This window comes from Streptomyces sp. NPDC096339 (assembly GCF_044762985.1).
Classification (GTDB): Bacteria; Actinomycetota; Actinomycetes; order Streptomycetales; family Streptomycetaceae; genus Streptomyces.
Genome location: NZ_JBIWFI010000056.1, coordinates 24,544 through 43,004, shown reverse-complemented (window position 1 = coordinate 43,004; position 18,461 = coordinate 24,544). Strand labels below are relative to the sequence as shown.

The following is an 18,461-nucleotide window of genomic DNA, read 5'->3' as shown; positions in this document are numbered from 1 at the left end:
CGGGGGGGGGGGGGGGGGGGGGGCGCGCGGCCCCCCCCCGCCCCCCCGCCTTCGGCGGGGGGTGGCCTCCGCTTCGCTCCGGCCTAGGGACTCCGCCTCGCTGCGCTTGGCGGAGGGCCGCTCCGCGGCCCGAGCCCCGGCCTTCGGCCGGGAGGCCTCCGCTTCGCTCCGGCCCAAGGACCCGCCTCGCTGCGCTCGGCGCAGCGCAGCTCCGCAGCCCAGAGCCGGCCTTCGGCCAGGGCCCCTCCGCTTCGCTTCGGGCAAGAGGCCGCCTTGCTGAGCTCGGCTTCGCCGAGCCAGAAGCCTGCGCTTCGCTCCGGACAAGGGTTTGAGTCCTCGCTACGCTCGGCCTCGAACGGCCCGCTACGCGGGCCTGGATGACCCCGTTTCACGGAGTCAGCTCATCGGGGTGGTCGGCTGCTTCCTCGCCTTCGGTACGCTTCTGGTGGTGCGGCTCGCGCCGTCCTGGGCCGACCCTGTCGATGCCGGCCTCACCGCATCCGGCGTGTACGCGGCGGTGGTCGTGCCGTACCTCCTTCGACGCCACCGGTAACACCAACCGACACGCCCGGTCCCGGGCCCTCCCTGCGGAAACGGCGAGGCAAAGCAGCCGACATAGGCGGAGGGCCGCCCCAACAGGGGCGGCCCTCCGGGTTCAGCTGACGGGTCACAAGAGGAACTGGATGAACGGGATGATCTGGAGCACGAGGAAGAGAATCGTGGAGATCAGGCTGAGGGAGCCCTCGACGCCGAGCCGTGCCCAGAACTCCTTCCAGACGACACGCACCCCCCTCCTTTCACTCTCGGATCCGGTCTCGCTGCGCCTGGCCTGAGAGATCTTGATCCGGGTGGCGGTGCGGTGCCACTCGTTGATCCGCACGAGCCCCACGTTGCAGCCCAAGAGGAAGCCGTGCAGGGGTGCGGTGTCGGGGATCTCGCCGCTGTTGAGCACGCTGAAGATTTCGCCCCGGCTGAGGACGATCCCCTTGGCCCGGGCGTTCGCGATGATCTCGGTGTTGCCGAGCCCCTGCGTCTCCATCAGGTCGCGCAGCAGCTCCCGGAAGTCGTAGGCGGTCGTGCACAGCGCGAGGGCGGTGCTGACGGTCATGGCCTCCGACGGGCTCCAGGCGGTGGTCTGCTGCCGGCGCTCGACTTCCTCGCGTACGAGTTCGGCGACGGTCGACCGGCGCTGACGGGGAACACCGCCCGGCCGGCGCGCGGCGGTGTCCGGGGCGGTGGCCTCGGCCTCCGCACGGCGGAGTTCTCCTTCCTCAGCGGCCCGCCACCGCTCCTGCCAGACCTGCTCGTCCGCCATGGGGTCGCAGCCGTGGATGAAAGCCCAGGTCACCTCCCAGGTGGGCAGCTTCTTACCGGACACCGCGCCCGACAGGGACGCGGTGGAGTAGTGCACGCGCTCATTGAGGGTCGCGAAGGTAAGCCCCGCGGCATCCTTGAGGTCGCGCATACCGCTGGCGAGCTCGCGGAGCTCGGCGGACGCGTCGTCGCTGATCGGACTGGGCTGGCGCGGCATCAGCGGCCCCCTGTCCGCCGGGTGATGCGGGGGCGGACCCGCCGGGGCGGCCAGAACGCGGCGACCGTGGCCGCCACGTTCAGGCCGAGGCCGATCGACTCCGCCGGCGCCAGGCCGACGGCGGAGCCGACGATGCCCGCGATCGCGCCGACCACGACGTACAGAACGAGCCGGGCCGCGGAGGCGGCGTGGCGCTGGATGAGGCGCGTGGAGCTCTCCCAGAAGTGGCGGATCGCGCTCAACGGCGCGAAGCCCCACAGTCCGGGGATGGGCGTAGGCAGACAGATGCCGCCTCGCGGATGCGTGTGAGCTTGCATCGGGGTCTCGAACCCTTCCTGTTGGGGCAGGGTCCATCACCGTGGAGGCACGCGGTACCGGATTCCATGGCGATGGACCCTGCTGACCTCGGACTGGTTCCGCCTGGGAGCGCCAACTCCCCGGTGATGCGGAACCGATGACACCCATTCATGTTGACCCATGCCGCCACGCGGGTACAGAGCGTGATTTTCACTCTTCCGGAGCCCTCTTCGAAACCGAAGTGAAGAACACCGGGAAATGCTCTGACCTGCGTAAACGTCTCAAGGTCCGGTTCGTAACAAATCCGTTGCGCCACTACGCTGGATGAACAACACCCGGAGAGAGCACGATGGGGACCTGAGCGGCCCCAGCGGCCGTGATTCTCGGCGCTCGTCCCGACCTCGGACACGCTGACACCCGGGTGCCCTGCGCCAACAGGACACCCACGGCTCGGCCTCCCCGCCCGCACGCTCCGGCACGCGGGATACACGCACATCTGGGCGTGTGAGCGGGGAGGCCGAGTCATTTCCATGTCCAGCGGACACAACGCTCCCACTGGACAACGTGGGTAGACCGCAGGTGAGTTCCCGGGTACGCCCTGCGGCCCCGCGCAGTGGTGCCCGTGAGCAGCTGCTCGCCCGGTGCCGGTCAGGCGCCTTGAGCCAGCCTCCGGCCTGGGGGCGCCGGCGGGTCTTCAGGCGCCGCCACCCGAGCACCCACCCCTCTGCGTCTCCTCGACCTTCTTGGTGTTCAGCATGTCGCTGATGGTGGCGCGGCGCGGGATCCCGTTGCCGGCGTTCTGCAGCTTGCGGAGCGACGGGCTGCCGGCCCAGATGTGTAGCCCGACGTGGGGGCCGCCCCCATTGACGCGCTGTCCGGAGCGCCGTCCGGGAGTGTCCGGGATCGTCCGGCATGGATGGCTTGGGCAAAGCGGGCCCCGATAGTGGGGTTCGAAGCCGCTCCCCAGCCCGGACGGTTTGGCGGGCCTTCTGTTCACGGTGGATCCGGCCCTCGTTTTGTGATGCACATCATGTGCACGCGAAGGGCCCGCGTCTCCGGACGCGGGCCCTTCTCCCACTGACGGCTCCCGCTGTCCCGGAAGCGGATCTCCGCGGAGCCGTCGGCGGCGATCCGCGGAGGTCGGCCTTCGAGGCCCCGACGCCCTGGACGGCGGCTTCTTGATCCGGTCCTTCACGTACCGCTTGACGGCGCGACGCGAAAGGCCCCCTGCGCGGACCTGGCCGCCGGGGTAGTGCTTCAAAATTTGGACCGGATATGTTTGGGAAATGATCTTGCCTGGTCCGTGCCTGCGGCCATCCCTGTATGCCGGAGATCGGTGAGACTGCACACCACGCAGTCGAACTGCTCAATCGCGCGCGGAAGTCGTGTCCCTGACCGTCACATCGCCTCACTGCATCGAGTTGAAGGCGACTCCTACGCGGCAGGGCACGAGGGCGGGGCGGGGCTCGGTTTCGGAGAGGAGGGCTCTGGCGTGTTCGGGGTCGAGGGTGAACTCGATGCGGTCGCATTCCTGGGGGCGGTCCGGGGGGCCGACGACCAGGTGGAAGGCCATGGCTCCGGAGGCCTCGCGGGAGGTGGTGACCACCGCGTCGACGACTCCGGAGATGTCGTGGGCGAGCAGGGCCTCGATCTGGTGGACGTGTGCGGTGCTCATGACGGTCATGGCGCTTCCTCCTCGGTTTCGGCGGGCGGTTCAGCCCAGTACGGGGGCCTCGTCCAGCAGGGGGTGGCCGCGGCGTGCGGTGAAGGCGGCCTCCAGGGCGGCGCCGGTCCGGTAGAGGCGGTGGTCCTTCATGGGTGGGGCGATGATCTGGAGTCCCACGGGGAGGCCGTCGTCGGGAGACAGGCCGCAGGGCAGTGACATGGCGCAGTTTCCGGCGAGGTTGGTGGGGATGGTGCAGAGGTCGGCGAGGTACATGGCGAGGGGGTCGTCGACGCGCTCGCCGATGGGGAACGCGGTGGTGGGCATCGTGGGCGAGACGATCACGTCGGCTTGGGCGAACGCCTGGTCGAAGTCGCGCATGATCAGGGTGCGGACCTTCTGGGCGGAGCCGTAGTAGGCGTCGTAGTAGCCGGAACTGAGGGCGTACGTGCCGAGGATGATGCGGCGTTTGACCTCGGGACCGAACCCGGCTTCGCGGGTGAGCGCGGTGACGTCCTCGGCGGAGTGGCCGGGGGTGTCGCCGGTGCGCAGGCCGTAGCGGATGCCGTCGAAGCGGGCCAGGTTGGAGGATGCCTCGGAGGGGGCGATGAGGTAGTAGGCGGCCAGGGCGAGGTCGAAGGAGGGGCAGTCCAGTTCGATGATCCGGGCGCCGAGTTCTTCGAGGAGCGCCACCGACTCGTTGAACCGCTGGACGACACCGGGTTGGTAGCCCTCGCCGGCGAACTGCTTGACCACGCCGATGCGCATGCCGGCGACGTCGGCGCTCAGGGCGGCGTCGACGACGGGTGGCACGGGAGCGTCGATGGACGTGGAGTCGAGGGGGTCGTGGCCGGCGATGACCTCGTGGAGCAGGGCGGTGTCCAGGACGGTGCGGGCGCAGGGGCCGCCTTGGTCGAGGCTGGAGGAGTACGCGACGAGTCCGTAGCGGGAGACCGCGCCGTAGGTGGGTTTCACGCCGACGGTGCCGGTGAGTGCGGCGGGTTGGCGGATGGAGCCGCCGGTGTCGGTGCCGATGGCGAGGGGTGCCTGGAACGCGGCGAGTGCCGCCGCGGAGCCGCCGCCGGAGCCGCCGGGAACGCGATTGAGGTCCCAGGGGTTGGCTGTGGGGCCGTAGGCGCTGTTCTCGGTGGAGGACCCCATGGCGAACTCGTCCATGTTGGTCTTGCCGAGGATGACGACGTCGGCTTCCTTGAGCTTGCGCGTCAGGGTGGCGTCGTAGGGCGGGATCCAACCCTCGAGGATCCTGGAGCCGCAGGTGGTGGGTACTCCGGTGGTGGTGAAGGCGTCCTTGAGGGCGAGGGGGACGCCGGCGAGCGGGCCGAGCTCCTCGCCGCGCGCGCGTTTGGCGTCCACGGCGCGGGCTTGGGCGAGGGCGCCTTCGCGGTCGACGTGGAGGAAGGCGCCCACCTTCTCGTCGGTGGCCTCGATGCGGGCGAGGTGGGCCTCGGTCACCTGGAGGGCGGTGAGTTCGCCGGAGGCGATCTTCTCTGCGGTCCGGGCGGCCGTGAGCCTGATGATGTGGTCGGTCATGACTGGTGATCCTCGCCCAGGATCCGCGGGACCTTGAAACGCATTCGGTCCTGGGCGGGAGCGGCGGCGAGCGCCTGTTCGGGTGCGAGCGAGGGGCGGACCCGGTCCGGGCGGACGACGTTGGTCAGCGGCAGCGGGTGGGAGGTGGGCGGGACGTCCTGGTCCGCTGCTTCGGATACGCGGGCGACCGCGCCGATGACGGCGTCGAGCTGACCCGCGAAGTGGTCGACTTCCGCGCCGTGCAGTTCCAGGCGTGCCAGCCGGGCGAGGTGGGCGACTTCCTCGCGCGTGATGCCGGGCATCGTGCGACTTCCTTGTTCGCTCGTACGGGGGGGCTGTTAGGAGGCCTCTGCGGTTGCGGCGCAGGCCAGTTCGTCGGCGAGGAGGCGCCACAGGCCGGCGTAGCCGTGGGCGAGCTGGGCCATCTGTTCCTTGCAGTGGGTGGGCATGGTCGCGGTGATCTTCTCGCGGTCCTGGACGACCAGCGTGCAGGCGCCGAGCATGCGCAGGACGTTGCGTCCGGACTCGCTCAGGCGCAGGGAGGGGTCGCGGCGCAGGGAGTCGAAGATGCGCAGGAGCTGGGCGGGGCCGGGGGGTGGTTCGGGGTTGGGGGCGGGCCTGCGGCGGGACTCCAGGGAGATCGGGGGCAGGGCGTCCGCGGGGGCCGCCTGGGCCGCGTCGGGCTCGGGGCGGCGGGAGGGGACGGGGTCTTCGCCACGGCGGAGCCGGTCGCGTACGTCGGCCACGGTCGCGGGGGACACTCCGGCCTCGGCGGCGATGCTGCGCAGTGAGGCGCCGGGGTTGCTGCGCAGGAGTTCGCCGGCGAGGGCGCGGCCGCGGGCGGGGTCCACGGGGCGGGTGCGGCCGTCCCGGCCGACGCGGTGGCCGGTTCGGGCCGCGGGCGTGTGTTTGCGCAGCTGGGAGACCCTGCGGGCGGAGAGCCCGGTGACGGCGGCGACGGCGCGGTCGGACCAGTGCGGGTGGGAGGCGAAGACGCGTCCCGCGGCGGTGGTCCGGTCGGCGGTGGAGAGGGGCCGTCCGTGGGTGACGTTGGCCGCCACGGCGAGCAGGCGGGCCTCGGCGCGGTCTCCGTCGAAGAAGCGTACGGGGATGTGGGTGTCGCCGCGGAGGGCGGCGGCGCGCAGCCGGTGTGCACCGTCGATGACGTGCATGGTGGGGCGGTGGACCAGGATGGGCGGGAGTTCGTCGGCGGCTTCCGCGAGGAGTTTGGTGTACTCGGTGTCCTCGCCGTCGCTGCGCGGGGTGTATCCGATGGTGATGCTGTCGGTGGGGACGGTTTCGACGGGCTGGTCGAGGAATCCCCGGTCTCGGAACCGGATCAGGTGGTCGGCGCTTTCCGTTTCCATTGCCTTCTTTCCCCCTCGTGGTGGTGGGTGCGGTGAGGGGGTGGTGTCACTGCCAGCCGAGGTCGTCCTGGGCGCTGTGAACGGCGGTGTTCTGGGTGGTGGCGGGGGTCGTGGAGCCGGCGGCGGTGTCGGCGTGCGCGGCGAATGCCCCGAATGCGGTGGAGGCGGCGATGATCCCGGTGACCACGGCGCCCCGGACGATACGACGGGTGTTTTCGAAATTCATTGCTTTCCGCCTTTTCTGCCGGCCGGTGTTTCGCTGACAGCCATGAGTCTGCTGGGGGCGCGAGTGGCTGGGAAAGGGGGATCGGGGCGGGCAATCCGGCCTTGGCATACTCAGTCCAGCTCCGCTCAAGGACGAGTCGAGTCCGGGTCAAATCTTTGTCATGTACCTGCACAGTCGGTCAGAAGGTGCCCGACGGGTCGACGCCGGGCAGCAGGGGCACCTCGGCGCGTTCCACTTCCCATTCGCCGAGCGTGGCCAGCTGCGATCCGACGTGCCGCCACAGTCTCCGGGCGGCCGCTTCGGCCGCGTCCAGCGAGGGGGCGCTGAGGTAGAGGCCCACGACGGGGGACGCCTCGGGCTCGGGGTGGACACTGACGTGGACGAAACCGTCCCGCCCCTCGGCACAGCGGGCGATGGCCGCGGCGGCCGGGACCGGCAGACGGGCACCGGAGCGCGGTGGCCTCAAGTGGACATGTACGAGATACATGGGCGTACCTGACTCGTAGGTGCGGCCGCGGCGTCCCGCCACCGCCCGCAGTGGAATTTGTTTTCCGAAATCCGCGGGGCCCCCGGGTGGCCGGAATTCCTTGGATTCGGGAAGCCGTCTTGCCGGGGGGCGGGGTGGCCCGTACCGTCGGCTCAATCACTCGTCCAATTGGCCTCGACCAACAGGTGGGAGTCCCTCGGGGCCTTGGACCCTGACGGAATCGGAGTCGTCCATCGATGCTTGATCTCCTCGGTCTCGACGCAGTCGCCGAATCCGTCTACCGGGGGATCTTGGCCAGGTTCAGTGACATTCCGGAGCTCTGCCTGCGGCTCGATCTGTCCGAGGAAACGGTGCGCTCCGCGCTCGACCGGCTCAGCGAGATGGCGCTGGTCAGGGTCTCCGCCGAGGACTCCAACCAACTGCACGCGGTCAGCCCGCACGTCGGGATGGAGCTCCTGCTCGCCCGCCAGCAGGCCGATCTGGCCAGTCGGCAGCAGCAGTTGGAGGCGAGCCGGGCCGCGGCCGCGCAGCTCATCCTGGAGTACGACGGCGAGCGCGCTTCGGGGCACACGGACTCCGGGGTGCGCTACCTCGACGGGATCGAGTCGATCCGCGACCATCTGTCCGCCCTGCTGGGCCAGGTCTCCGAGGAGCTGCTGACCTTCGCGCCCGGCGGCCCGCAGACCACCGCCAACATGAACGCCTCCAGACCGCTGAACCAGCAGCTGCTGGAGCGGGGCGTGCAGATGCGCACGGTGTACCTGGACAGCATCCGCGGTTGCCCGGACACGATGGAGTACGCGCGCTGGCTGACCGAACAGGGCTGCCAGGTGCGGACGGTGCCCTCGCTGCCCAACCGGATGATCATCTACGACCGTGCCTCGGCGATCATCGCGGCCGACACCGGGAACACGGGGGCCGGGGCGGTCGAGGTGACCTCCCAGGGGATGGTCACCACCCTGCACACGCTCTTCGAGACCGTCTGGGAGTCCGCGGAGCCGCTGGAGAGCCGGCGCGCAACGGATCCCGGCGCGCTGACCCGCCAGCAGGTGGAGGCGCTGCGATTGCTCGCACTGGGCTGCACCGACGAGACCATCGCGCACCGCCTGGGCGTCTCGCCGCGCACCGCCCGGCGCATCGCCTCCGGGCTGATGACCTTCCTCGACGCCGGGAGTCGCTTCCAGGCGGGGGTGCACGCGGTGCAGCGCGGATACCTTCCGGCCGTCCTCGAATAATCCGGGGCCGGTGCGCCCGTTCACGCCGAGGCCAGGACCGGGTGCAGCGGGGTGCGGGCCGGGGTGGCGAGCAGGTCGAGCGCTTCCTCGGCGGTGTCGGTGCTGCGGATCAGTCCGCGTTCGGCCGCGGTGAGGAAGCCCTCGGAGACCAGGTGGTCGAGCATCGCGAGCATCGGGTCGTAGAAGCCCGCGTGGTTGACGACCACGATGGGCTTCTCCATCAGGGAGAGCTGGTTCCAGGTGGCCACCTCCATCAGCTCGTCGAGGGTGCCGATGCCGCCGGGCAGTACGGCGAACCCGCTGGAGAGCCGGTACATGAGGGCCTTGCGCTCGTGCATGGAGCGGACCACGAAGATGGCGCCGCGGGCCCGGTCGGCGCGTTCGCGCTCGTGCAGGCTGCGCGGGACGATCCCGGTCACCGCCCCGCCTCCCCTCAGCACTCCGTCGGCGACGGCGCCCATGACTCCGACGCCGCCGGCGCCGTAGACCAGGTCCAGGCCCCGGCCCGCGAGCGCCTGGCCGAAGCCGTACGCGAAGTCGACATGATCCTGGCGGACCCCGGGCCTGGCACCGCAGAACACCGCGATGCGCTCACATTTTCCGACCAGCGTCTTCATGGCTCCTCAACTTCCGGTGGTGTGTCGCTCGATGTGCGGGGCGCCGTGCGCGTGCGGGGTGGTGGGGCGGGCGTCGGTGCCGATCCCGATGGTGTGCAGGGCGGTGCGCAGGAGCACCCGGGCCCCGGCGACCAGGTCGGCCGGCGCGGTGTCCTCCTCGGGCACGTGGCTGATGCCGCCCAGGCTCGGCACGAAGATCATTCCGATGGGTGCGATGTCCGCGACCATCTGGGCGTCGTGTCCGGCTCCGCTCGGCAGCACCTCGTGGGGCAGGCCCAGTTCGTCGGCGCTGCGCTCGATCGCTGCGCGCAGCACCTCGCTGGTGGAGACGGGGTCGGAGCGGGTCTCGGCGACCACCTCGATCTCGGTGCCGGTGCTCGCGGCGATGGCGTCGAGCATCCGGCGCAGAGTCTCCTCGGCGGTGGCGGCCCGCCACACGTCGGTGTCGCGCAGGTCCACGGTCATCCGTACCGAACCGGCGATGGTGTTGGGGGTGTTGGGGTGGGGGTCGATCCGGCCCACGGTGGCCACCCGGCACAGCGCGCGTTCGCCGGCGATGTGCTCGGCGGCCAGGACGACGCGGGCCGCGGCGGCCATCGCGTCGCGGCGGCCCTTCATGGGGCTGGTGCCGGAGTGGCCCGCGGCCCCGCGGACCTCCAGGGTCAGCACGGTGCGGCCGGTGATGGCGTCGACCACGCCGATGCGGCTGCCGCTGCGCTCCAGGACGGGGCCCTGCTCGACGTGGAGTTCGAGGTAGGCGGCGACGGAGCCGTGCGGCCAGCCCGCGCTGCCGAGGGCGTCGAGGTCCCCGCCGGCCCGGCGAAGGGCGTCGCGCAGCAGCCGGCCCTGGTGGTCGCGGGGCTCGCGGGGCAGACCGGCCAACCGGCCGGCCATCGCCATGGAGCCCCAGAAGGGCTGCGGGAACAGGGCCCCTTCCTCGTTGGCGAAGGCCACGGCCACCGGCTCGTACGGGGAGTCGATGCCGGCCTCCTCGAAGGCCTGCACCACCTCCAGGGCGGCCAGCACCCCGTACGCCCCGTCGAGGCGGCCGGCGTTGACCACGGTGTCCAGGTGCGAGCCCATCATCAGGACCTGGCGGCCGTCGCCGTACGCGCCGTGCCGCGGCCGGATGATGACGTTCCCGGCGGCGTCCACGGTCGCCAGCAGGCCGGCGTCGCGCGCCTCGTCCATCAGGTAGGCGCGGGCCTCGCAGTCGGCGGCGCTGAAGCCCTCGCGGGTGATGCCGCCGGTCTCCGGGTCGAGGCCGATCCGGCCGAGGCGGGCGATGCGCCGCAGCAGCCTGTCCCCGTCGATGTCGGCCGAGAGGCCACCGGTGCGCTGGACGAGCGTGCTGGTCATGACAGCTTCCTTCCGGTCCGTTCGCAGATCCTGGAGTCCCGCCAGGTCGACCACGCCGCTCACAGGTGCCTCCCCCACCATTCGAGGACCGCTTCGAAGCGGGCGAGCCGGTGGCTGGGCAGTCCGGTGCGGGACATGTCGTGCCCTTCGCCGGGGAAGAGCAGCATCTCGGCGGGGACCCCGCGCACGCGCAGCTCGGTGAACAGGCGCTGGGCCTGCTCCATCGGGCAGTGCCGGTCCTCCTCGGACTGGATGATCAGCATCGGCGTGGTCATGGAGTCCACGTGCGTGAGGGGGCTCTGCCGGGCCCAGTCGTCGCGGTCCGGCCCGTACAGGGAGACGGCCAGGTCGACGCCGTCGTCGCTGGTGGCGGCGTAGCTGTCGATGGAGTAGAGGCCGCGCTCGCCGATCATCGCCTTGAAGCGGTCCCCGTGGTGGGCGTTGAACCAGGCGGCCATGTACCCGCCGAAGGAGCCGCCCATCACGCCGACGCGGCCGGCGTCCAGTTCGGGCTGGGCCAGGGCGGTGTCCAGGAGGGCGAGGAGGTCCACGGCGGACTTGCCGGGCAGGTCGTCGCGTACGTGGGCGCCGTGCTCGGCGCCGTAGCCGGAGGTGCCGCGGGGGTTGCCGAGGACGACGGCGTAGCCGGCGCTCGCGTAGACCTGCGCCTCGTCGAAGGCGGCCGGCCCGTTGAGGGTGTAGCCCCACTGGGTGAAGGGGCCGCCCTTGACCTGGAAGACGACCGGGTGGGGGCCGGGGCCCTCGGGGCGGACCACCCAGCCCTGGAGCGGGTAGCCGTCGGGGGCGGTGGCGGTGAACTCCCTCATCGGCAGCAGGGATCCGCGCTCGCGCAGCTCGGCTCCGTAGGAGGTGAGGATCCGTTCGGTGCCTCCGCGCAGGACGAGCAGGTCGCCCGCGCTGTCGGCGGCGGCCACGACCGCGGCGATGACCGGGCCGTCCGGGGTGGCGGTCACGGCGTAGCCGCCGACCTGGCGGGGTCCGGTGATGACCGGGACGGGGGTACCGCCGTCGTAGGGGACGAGGACGAGGTTGACCTCGCCGCGCCGGTCTCCGGCGAAGTACACGCCGTCGGCGGTGGGCCAGATCATCTGGCTGGCGAAGCTGAGGTGGTGGGCGCCGTCGGTGAGGCGGCGCGGGGCGTGGGAGCCGTCGCCGGCGGGCGCCTCGACGTCGGGAGCGCCGACCGGGACGGTCCACAGGCCGTACGTGGCGGTGGCGCAGGAGTGGTTGGACTTGTCGAGCTCGGATCCGACGAACACCACGGCGCTGCCGTCGGCGCTGAAGCGGGGGGTGAACAGGTACATCCCGCCGTGGGTCAGTGGCCGCAGGCCGCTGCCGTCGGGGGCCGCCGCCCAGATGTCGTTGCGCGAGTCGTCGCCGGCCTCCTCGTGGCGGGCGCAGACGAAGGTCAACAGGTCCCCGGCGGGGCTCCAGGCCAGGTCCATGTGGTCGGCGGGGCCGTCGGTGACCTGGACCGCGGGCGCGTCCGGGTCGAACGGGTCGGTGACGAAGACGTGGCGGGGCCGGTCGGCGGTGTAGCCGAAGCCGTCCATCTGGTAGAGCAGGGTGGTGATCCGGCGCGGCCGCTCCGTTTCGGCGGGGCCCTGGTAGCGGCCCGGCTCGGGGATCCGGCTGGTGTACGCGATCCGGGTGCCGTCGGGGCTCCAGACGGGGGCCCCGGCGCCCATCGGGTGGTCGGTGACGGGGTAGGCCTCGCCCGGGCCGTCCAGCGGCAGCAGGTGGATCTGGGCCCGGCCGTGGGCGCCGGGGCGCTGGAAGGCGAGGAAGCGGCCGTCGGGCGAGAAGGCCGGGCAGCCGTCGTACGGGCCCTGGGTGAGGCGGCGCGGGGCGCTCTCGCCGGTGGTGTCGGCGATCAGCAGCTCGGTGGTGTAGTCGTCCTCGGCCACGACCGGGCGGGTGACTTCGAAGACGACGTGGCGTCCGTCGGGCGAGAGGGCGGGCCGCCCCAGGACGGGCAGCAGCTCGATGTCAGCAGGAAGCATGGCGTGGCCTCACAGGGTTACAGGAAGAAGAAGCGGGAAGCGGGGTCGAGGAACAGTCCGTCGCCGGGCCGCACGTCGAACGCCTGGTGGAAGGCGTCGAGGTGACCGAGTACGCCGTTGCAGCGGAACTCGGCGGGCGGGTGGCGGTCCGAGGCGAGGCGCTCGGCCAGCCGGGCGGGGACGGTGCGGGCGCGCCACAGGGTGGCCCAGTGCAGGAAGAACGACCGGGTGCGGGCCGCGTCGAGCGGCCCCTCGTGCGCGGCGAAGGCGTCGAGGGCGACGGTGGCCCCGGCGATGTCGGCCATGTTCTCGCCGACCGTGCGGGCGCCGCTGACCCTGCGGCCGGGCAGTCCGGTCGGCTCGAACCCGTCGTACTGGGCGACCAGCAGGGCGGTGCGGCGGGTGAACTCGGCTCGGTCCTCGGGGGCCCACCAGTCGCGCAGCCGGCCGTGGCCGTCGTAGCGGGAGCCCCGGCTGTCGAAGGCGTGCGACATCTCGTGGCCGATGATCGCGCCCAGGAGCGCGAAGTTGCGGGCGGGGTCGCCCGCCGGGTCGAAGACCGGCGGCTGGAGCAGTCCGGCGGGCACGACGACCTGGTTGAGCCCGTGCCGGTAGTACGCGGTCACCTGGTGGGGGTGGATCTTCCACTCGGTGCGGTCCACCGGGCGGCCCAGGCGGGCGAGTTCCCCGGCGATGCGGCGGGCGCGGCCGCGTTTGACGTTGCCGAGGAGGTCGGCGGGGTCGAAGGGCTGCTGCTCGCCGGCGTCCCCCGCCCGCACCGCGGGGCTTCCGATCTCGAAGACCATCGCGTCGAGCTTGTCCAGGGCCGCGGCCCTGGTCGCCGGGGACATCCAGTCGGCCCGCTCCAGGCGCCGCCGGAAGGCGGCGGTCAGCGCGTCGACCAGCTCTCGGGCGGCGTCCACGGCGCCGGGGGCCAGGTATTCGGCGACGTACCGCTCGCCGACGGCGTCGCCGGCGAAGGTCTCCACGAAGGAGACCGCCCGGATGCGGCGGGGCCGGGGCTGGGTGAACCCGTTGAGGAGCTGCCCGTAGAAGGCGAAGTTGTCGGAGAAGACCTGGCGCGGCCCGAAGGGCACCATCTCGTGGACGTAGCGCCAGCAGACCCACCGCTTGAGCTCGTCCAGGGTGTGTCCGGACCACCAGGCGTCGAGGGCGTCGGGCCACTCGGGCTGGCGCACCCGTACGGTGGCGTCGGTGGGGACGGTGCCCAGCGCGGCCAGCCACGCCCCCCAGGGGAACCCGCCGGTACGGGCTGCCAGTTCGGCGGCGGTGCACGACAGCGGCCGCAGGGGCGCGCCGCGCCGGGCGACGGTGTGGCGGGCGGCGAGTCCGCTCTCCAGGGCGAGTACGGAGGCGGCGGACGGGGCGGGGTCGGGCAGGCCGGCGTGGGCCCACATCACGGCGATGTGGCCGAGGTAGCGCCCGCGCAGCGCGGCGCCGTCCTCTCCGTCCCCTCCGTCCTCGGGGTCGTGGTAGGCGCCGGCGGCCAGGCCGAGTCCGGCCTGGGAGAGGACCAGGACGTAGGCGTCGGCGTCGGCGGTGTCCACGGCGACGGTGAAGTCGACGGCACCGCCCACGCCTTGGGCCTGGAGCCGGCCGAGGACCCCGGCGAGCTCCTCGCGGCTGGCGGCGGCGCGGACCGCTTCGAGGTCTGCGGCGAAGGCCCCGGCGGCGCCGAGCTCCTCGATGCGGTCCTCGTCCATGAACGAGGCGTGCAGGGCGGCGATGCGGCGGCCGGCCGGGTCGGCGGCGGAGTCCCGGGCGCCTTCGGCGGCGCGCAGGATCACCGCCTCGGCGTCGGCCTCGGCCCGGTCGGCGAGCAGGGTCAGGGTGGTGGCCTCGGCCCGGTGGGCGGGCAGGGCGCAGCGGTCCGTCCAGTGCCCGTTCACGAACCGGTAGAAGTCGTCCTGGGGGCGTACGGAGAGGTCGAGTTCCACGTCGTCCGGGAGGGCGGGGATGCCCGCGGCCGGGTCCGAGACCGTCGTCATCGCAGGGCCTCGGCCTTGCTGTCGGCGTCGGCTTCGACTCGGTCGGCGTCGGCTCGGTCGGCCTCGGCTCGGTCGGCGTCCGCGGACTTCAGGACCCGGCCGCTGAAGAGGGCCAGTGCCAGGAGGCAGAACACCCCGGCGGCGAGGAACCCGTAGCGCGGGGCCGCGATGCTCATCACCGCGCCGCCCACGACGTAGCCGATGGCGGGGCCGGTGTTGGAGACGGCGCCGAGGGCGGCGAAGGCGCGGCCGCGGTGGGTGTCGGGGACCCGGACGTTGAGCAGGATGTGCGTGACGGTGGCCTGGGCTCCGTTGCCGATGCCGCCGAGGACGTAGAAGGGCACGATCCACCAGACGCCGGGCGCCAGGCCGGTGCCGAGGATGGCCACCGCGATGCAGACGAAGGTGCCGATCAGGACGGTCTCGTAGCGCAGGTTCTTGGCCTTGCGGACCAGCATGCCGCCGGGGATCAGACCCAGCATCCAGGCCGACATGATCAGGCCGAAGGTCTCCTCGGAGGACCCGAAGGTCTCCCGTACGTAGAAGACGATCAGGACGTTGATGATGCTCGCGGCGGCCATCACGGCGCCACTGAGGATCAGGACGGCCGTCAGGAACCGGTCGGACGTCACCTTGTACGGGGCCTTCGCGGGCTCGTCCGCCTCGCCGCCGGCCGGGGCGGCGCCGCCGCGGCCCTTGTGCAGGCGGGTCTTGATGAGCAGGCCGCCGACGACGACGGCGGCGAAGCTGAGCGCGTCGATCAGCAGCGGGATGGACACCCCGAAGCGGCCGATGAGCAGGCCGGCGATGCCGGGGGCGGCGACCATGCCCGCCATGGCGGTGGTCTGCGAGATCGAGGAGGCCCGGGGCACGTTCTCCTTGCCCACGATGGCGCTCGGCAGGGCGCCGAAGACCGGGTGGGTGAAGGCGAGTCCGGAGGAGAGCAGCACGGAGAGGGTGATCAGGACCACCGGGGAGGTCCAGATGGTCATGGCCACGCAGATCAGGGCCTGCAGGGCGCCGACGACCACGATCAGGTTGCGGCTGTCGAAGCGGTCTGCGAACCGTCCGGTCAGCGGGGACAGCAGGACCGGCGGGACGGTCGCGGCCAGCAGCAGTGCCATCACGGCGTAGGAGCCGGCGCCCTGGGACTGGAGTTGGAGGGCGATGGCCGTCTCGGCGGCGATGTCGCCGGCGAAGGACAGGCCGCGCATCCCCGCGAGGATGTACACCTCGCGCCAGGCCCGGCGGGTGGGGGGCGGGGCCTCGGTGGTGGCCGGAGTTCGGGTGTCAATGGCCATCTCGCGGCTCACTTCCCCTGGTCATGGTGGTCGGCGGTGGACGGTCGTACGGGGAACACGGCGTGCTCGGCGCATTCGAGGACGCCGAGGCGAGCGAGCCCGCGGGCGGCGCTCAGGGAGCGGGCGGCGTCCACGCCGGGGAAGAACTCGGACGTGGTGACCTGGCGGCCGCCGTCGAGGTCGCGCAGGGTGCGGGCGACGGCGTCGGGCACGGCGATCCGGTGGCCGTTCACCCGGATGCCGGTCTTGCCCCCGTCGCTCTCGCCGATCTCGACGGGGGCGCTGCTGCGCCGGACGAGGGAGTCGGTGGTGAGCGCGTCGGCTGCGTGCAGCCGGGAGAACTCGCGGGGGCGGCCGGCGCCCGCCCGCTCGCGGCCCGTCTGCGCCAGGCGCTTGGCCTCCGAGACGGGCTCCAGGCTCGCGAGCCGGTCCCGGAGGAGTTCGATGTGCCGGCTCAGGTCCGCGACGGCCTCGTCGCCCTGCGGGCCTTCGCCGGGCAGGTACGGGAACGCGTGGAACTCCGGGTCGCGGACCACGGAGTCGACGGTGTCCCGGAGCAGGTCGCGCCAGCGGCGGGGCTCGATGCCGACCGACAGGTGCAGGGACAGCTCGCTGCGGGCGGCGGCCGCGTGCGGGGTGCCGTGCGGGACGTACAGGACGTCGCCGGGTTGCAGGGTCACCTCGATGACGGGCTCCCCGAGCTCCTCGGCCGTGTACGAGGCCTCGTCGCCGCGGCGCACCTCGGGGGTGGCCCACACCCGCCAGGTCTTGGTGCCGTCGACCTGGACGACGTACACGTCGATGGAGTCGTGGTGCGGGGAGAAGCCGTCGTTGCGGGCCGGGGTGACGAAGAGGACCACCTCGCCCTCGCAGGCGAAGGTGTCGGTGAAGGGTGCCAGGAGCCGGCGGGCCGAGGGCAGCACGTGGTGCAGGGAGTTCCAGGTGACGGTCCCGCCGGAGCGGAACAGCTCGTAGACCTTCTCGGGGTTCACGGCCTCGGCGAGGGCCGCGCCGCGCGCCACGGTGCGGGTGTAGGCGCCGCTGGGCACGCCTTTGCCGCCCTTGGTCACCCGGAGGTAGGAGGGCGGGGTCGTCTCCAGGGCCAGTACGTCGTCGAGCTGCCGCACCGAGGGGAGGCCGTCGAGGCGGCCCGCCAGTGCCCCCTTGCGCAGCAGCGGCTTCTTGTTGAAGTGCTCGGCGAGGAACGTGTCCCGGTCGCCGACGAAATCCTCGAAGGAGTACGTGTCCACCTTCTGTTGCCTCCACTCGTGCACGGGGACGCCCGTCGCGGACCACCGGGGAGGTGGTCCGGTGGTCCGCGACGGGTCACGTCCGGTACCGGCAGCTCGTCAGCCGGCCGCGGCCAGTTCGAACACACCCAGCCGGGTGAGCCCTTGCGCGGCCTTCGTCGAGCGGACCGCGTCCGCTCCCGGGAAGATGAGGGACGCCGCGATCGACGCGTCCGGGCCGAGCGCGGCCAGGGTTTCGGCGATCGGTGTGGGTACCGCGATCTTGTGACCGTTGACGGTCATCTGGGTCCGGCCGTTGTCGCTGACGCCGAACTCCAGGGGGGCGCTGCCCCTCTTGAGGCGGACGTCCGGGCCGAGTTCGTCCATGTCGGCGATGGCCTGGAAGGTGTTGCCCGCGGAGCTGCCCTCCATGTGGCGGCCGAGGTCGGCGAGCCGGTCCAGTTCGGCGCCGGCGGCCACGCCCTGCAGGCGCGCCGCGAGGGCGGCGATCTTCTCGGCGAAGCCGGTCTCCACCTCGGGCGAGCGCAGTTCCCCGATGTAGGGGTACGCGTTGAACTCGCCGGACTCGTCGGCGGTGATGAGCTCCTCGACGGTCTGCCGCAGCAGGTCCTTCCACATGCGGGGGCGCATCATGACGGACAGGTGCAGCGAGGCCTTGCCCTCCGCGGCGGCGGCGTGCGGGGTGCCGTAGGGGAGGTAGAGGACGTCGCCGGGCTGGAGGGAGACCTCGATCTCCGGCTCGCCCAGGCCTTCGAGGGTGTACTGCGCGTTGTCGCCCAGGCGTTCGGCCGGCGGGTTCCAGAGCTTCCAGTGCTTGGTGCCCTCGAGCTGGACGATGAACAGGTCGACCGGGTCGTGGTGGGGCGGGTAGCCCTTCTTCCCGGTGGGCGTGAGGAAGGCCACCGAGTCGGTGCGCACGGCCATGCTCTCGCTGATGACGCGGGTGAAGTCGCGCAGTTCCGGGACGATCTGGTTGAGCGAGCACCAGGTGACGGTGGCGCCGGCCCGGAACAGTTCGTAGATCTTCTCGGGGTCGACCACGTCGGTGATGGTCTGGCCCTGGACGACGACGTTGCGGGTGTAGCCCTGCTCGGGGACGCCGTTGCCCCCGAGGTTGACCTTGATGTAGGGCGGCCGGACGACTTCAAGGTTGACCAGCTGGTCCAGCTTGCGGTGCGAGAGGATGTCGCGCGGGTCTCCCGGCACGGCGTTCTTCCGCAGCATGGGCTTCTTGTTGAAGTATTCGGCGAAGAAGACCTGCTCGTCCCCCACCAGATCTGCGAATGCGTAGTTCGCCATACCGAGCTCCTCGAAAGAATCGGGCCGCGGGGAGGGGCGGCGCCTTTCGGCGCCGCCCTCCGCCACAGCGCTACTTCAAGAACAATTACTGGATGTTCTTGTAGTAAGAGGTGGCGAGCAGCTCCTCGGCCGTCTCGATGAACTCGATGTCGTCGAAGTCGACGTTCTCCATGAGATTCACTTCCCTTCGTTTCTTTCCGGTCCGCCGGGGTTTTCCCCGGCGATGAGAAAAGAATGCCCGGGGG

Annotated in this window: 16 protein-coding genes; 1 reads left to right on the top strand and 15 read right to left on the bottom strand. The window is 71.8% G+C overall.

All coding sequences use genetic code 11. From position 1 onward, the window contains the following. Window positions 1-667: 667 nt before the first annotated feature. From ACIQ5Y_RS38435 to ACIQ5Y_RS38400, 8 genes are all read right to left on the bottom strand, one after another. A complete protein-coding gene (locus ACIQ5Y_RS38435; protein WP_403891723.1) occupies window positions 668-1,531 on the bottom strand; it encodes a hypothetical protein in 864 nt (287 codons plus the stop codon). Next, window positions 1,531-1,773 carry a hypothetical protein gene (locus ACIQ5Y_RS38430; protein WP_403891720.1) on the bottom strand — a complete coding sequence of 81 codons (243 nt, stop codon included), beginning with the start codon at window positions 1,771-1,773 and terminating at the stop codon, window positions 1,531-1,533. Before ACIQ5Y_RS38430 ends, ACIQ5Y_RS38435 begins: the two co-directional genes overlap by 1 nt. Before the next feature lie 1,463 nt (window positions 1,774-3,236). Further along, window positions 3,237-3,512 carry a hypothetical protein gene (locus tag ACIQ5Y_RS38425; protein WP_403891717.1) on the bottom strand — a complete coding sequence of 92 codons (276 nt, stop codon included), beginning with the start codon at window positions 3,510-3,512 and terminating at the stop codon, window positions 3,237-3,239. A 30-nt stretch (window positions 3,513-3,542) separates the two neighbouring features. After that, window positions 3,543-5,042 carry an Asp-tRNA(Asn)/Glu-tRNA(Gln) amidotransferase subunit GatA gene (gene gatA, locus ACIQ5Y_RS38420; RefSeq protein WP_403891714.1) on the bottom strand — a complete coding sequence of 500 codons (1,500 nt, stop codon included), beginning with the start codon at window positions 5,040-5,042 and terminating at the stop codon, window positions 3,543-3,545. Next, window positions 5,039-5,344: an Asp-tRNA(Asn)/Glu-tRNA(Gln) amidotransferase subunit GatC gene (gene gatC, locus ACIQ5Y_RS38415; protein WP_403891711.1), complete on the bottom strand. Its 306-nt coding sequence runs from the start codon at window positions 5,342-5,344 to the stop codon at window positions 5,039-5,041. The genes gatA and gatC overlap by 4 nt, the downstream gene beginning before the upstream one ends. A gap of 36 nt (window positions 5,345-5,380) precedes the next feature. Then, complete coding sequence (locus ACIQ5Y_RS38410) at window positions 5,381-6,409, bottom strand: ParB N-terminal domain-containing protein (protein WP_403891708.1); 1,029 nt, start codon at window positions 6,407-6,409, stop codon at window positions 5,381-5,383. A 46-nt stretch (window positions 6,410-6,455) separates the two neighbouring features. Beyond that, on the bottom strand, window positions 6,456-6,635 hold the full coding sequence (locus tag ACIQ5Y_RS38405; RefSeq protein ID WP_403891705.1) for a hypothetical protein: 180 nt from the start codon (window positions 6,633-6,635) through the stop codon (window positions 6,456-6,458). Between the two features lie 178 nt (window positions 6,636-6,813). Further along, window positions 6,814-7,122 carry a hypothetical protein gene (locus tag ACIQ5Y_RS38400; RefSeq protein ID WP_403891702.1) on the bottom strand — a complete coding sequence of 103 codons (309 nt, stop codon included), beginning with the start codon at window positions 7,120-7,122 and terminating at the stop codon, window positions 6,814-6,816. Window positions 7,123-7,358: 236 nt separating this feature from the next. On the opposite strand from ACIQ5Y_RS38400, the gene ACIQ5Y_RS38395 reads away from it, so the two are divergent. After that, entirely contained in the window at window positions 7,359-8,357 is a 999-nt protein-coding gene (locus tag ACIQ5Y_RS38395) for a helix-turn-helix transcriptional regulator (RefSeq protein ID WP_403891700.1), read from the top strand. Between the two features lie 20 nt (window positions 8,358-8,377). Here the strand turns inward: ACIQ5Y_RS38395 and ACIQ5Y_RS38390 are convergent, their stop codons facing one another. The 7 genes from ACIQ5Y_RS38390 to ACIQ5Y_RS38360 form a co-directional block, all read right to left on the bottom strand. Further along, complete coding sequence (locus ACIQ5Y_RS38390) at window positions 8,378-8,974, bottom strand: TIGR00730 family Rossman fold protein (RefSeq protein ID WP_403891697.1); 597 nt, start codon at window positions 8,972-8,974, stop codon at window positions 8,378-8,380. A gap of 6 nt (window positions 8,975-8,980) precedes the next feature. Further along, entirely contained in the window at window positions 8,981-10,333 is a 1,353-nt protein-coding gene (locus ACIQ5Y_RS38385) for a Zn-dependent hydrolase (RefSeq protein ID WP_403891694.1), read from the bottom strand. Window positions 10,334-10,392: 59 nt separating this feature from the next. Beyond that, window positions 10,393-12,357, bottom strand: coding sequence for a S9 family peptidase (locus ACIQ5Y_RS38380; RefSeq protein WP_403891691.1), 1,965 nt, complete (start codon window positions 12,355-12,357; stop codon window positions 10,393-10,395). 17 nt (window positions 12,358-12,374) lie between these two features. Continuing rightward, a complete protein-coding gene (locus ACIQ5Y_RS38375) occupies window positions 12,375-14,366 on the bottom strand; it encodes a M13-type metalloendopeptidase (RefSeq protein ID WP_403891688.1) in 1,992 nt (663 codons plus the stop codon). Further along, entirely contained in the window at window positions 14,363-15,667 is a 1,305-nt protein-coding gene (locus ACIQ5Y_RS38370; protein ID WP_403891685.1) for an MFS transporter, read from the bottom strand. The genes ACIQ5Y_RS38375 and ACIQ5Y_RS38370 overlap by 4 nt, the downstream gene beginning before the upstream one ends. Window positions 15,668-15,675: 8 nt before the next feature. Then, on the bottom strand, window positions 15,676-16,917 hold the full coding sequence (locus ACIQ5Y_RS38365; protein WP_403891682.1) for a cupin domain-containing protein: 1,242 nt from the start codon (window positions 16,915-16,917) through the stop codon (window positions 15,676-15,678). 99 nt (window positions 16,918-17,016) lie between these two features. After that, window positions 17,017-18,216 carry a cupin domain-containing protein gene (locus tag ACIQ5Y_RS38360; protein ID WP_403891679.1) on the bottom strand — a complete coding sequence of 400 codons (1,200 nt, stop codon included), beginning with the start codon at window positions 18,214-18,216 and terminating at the stop codon, window positions 17,017-17,019. Window positions 18,217-18,461: the final 245 nt, after the last annotated feature.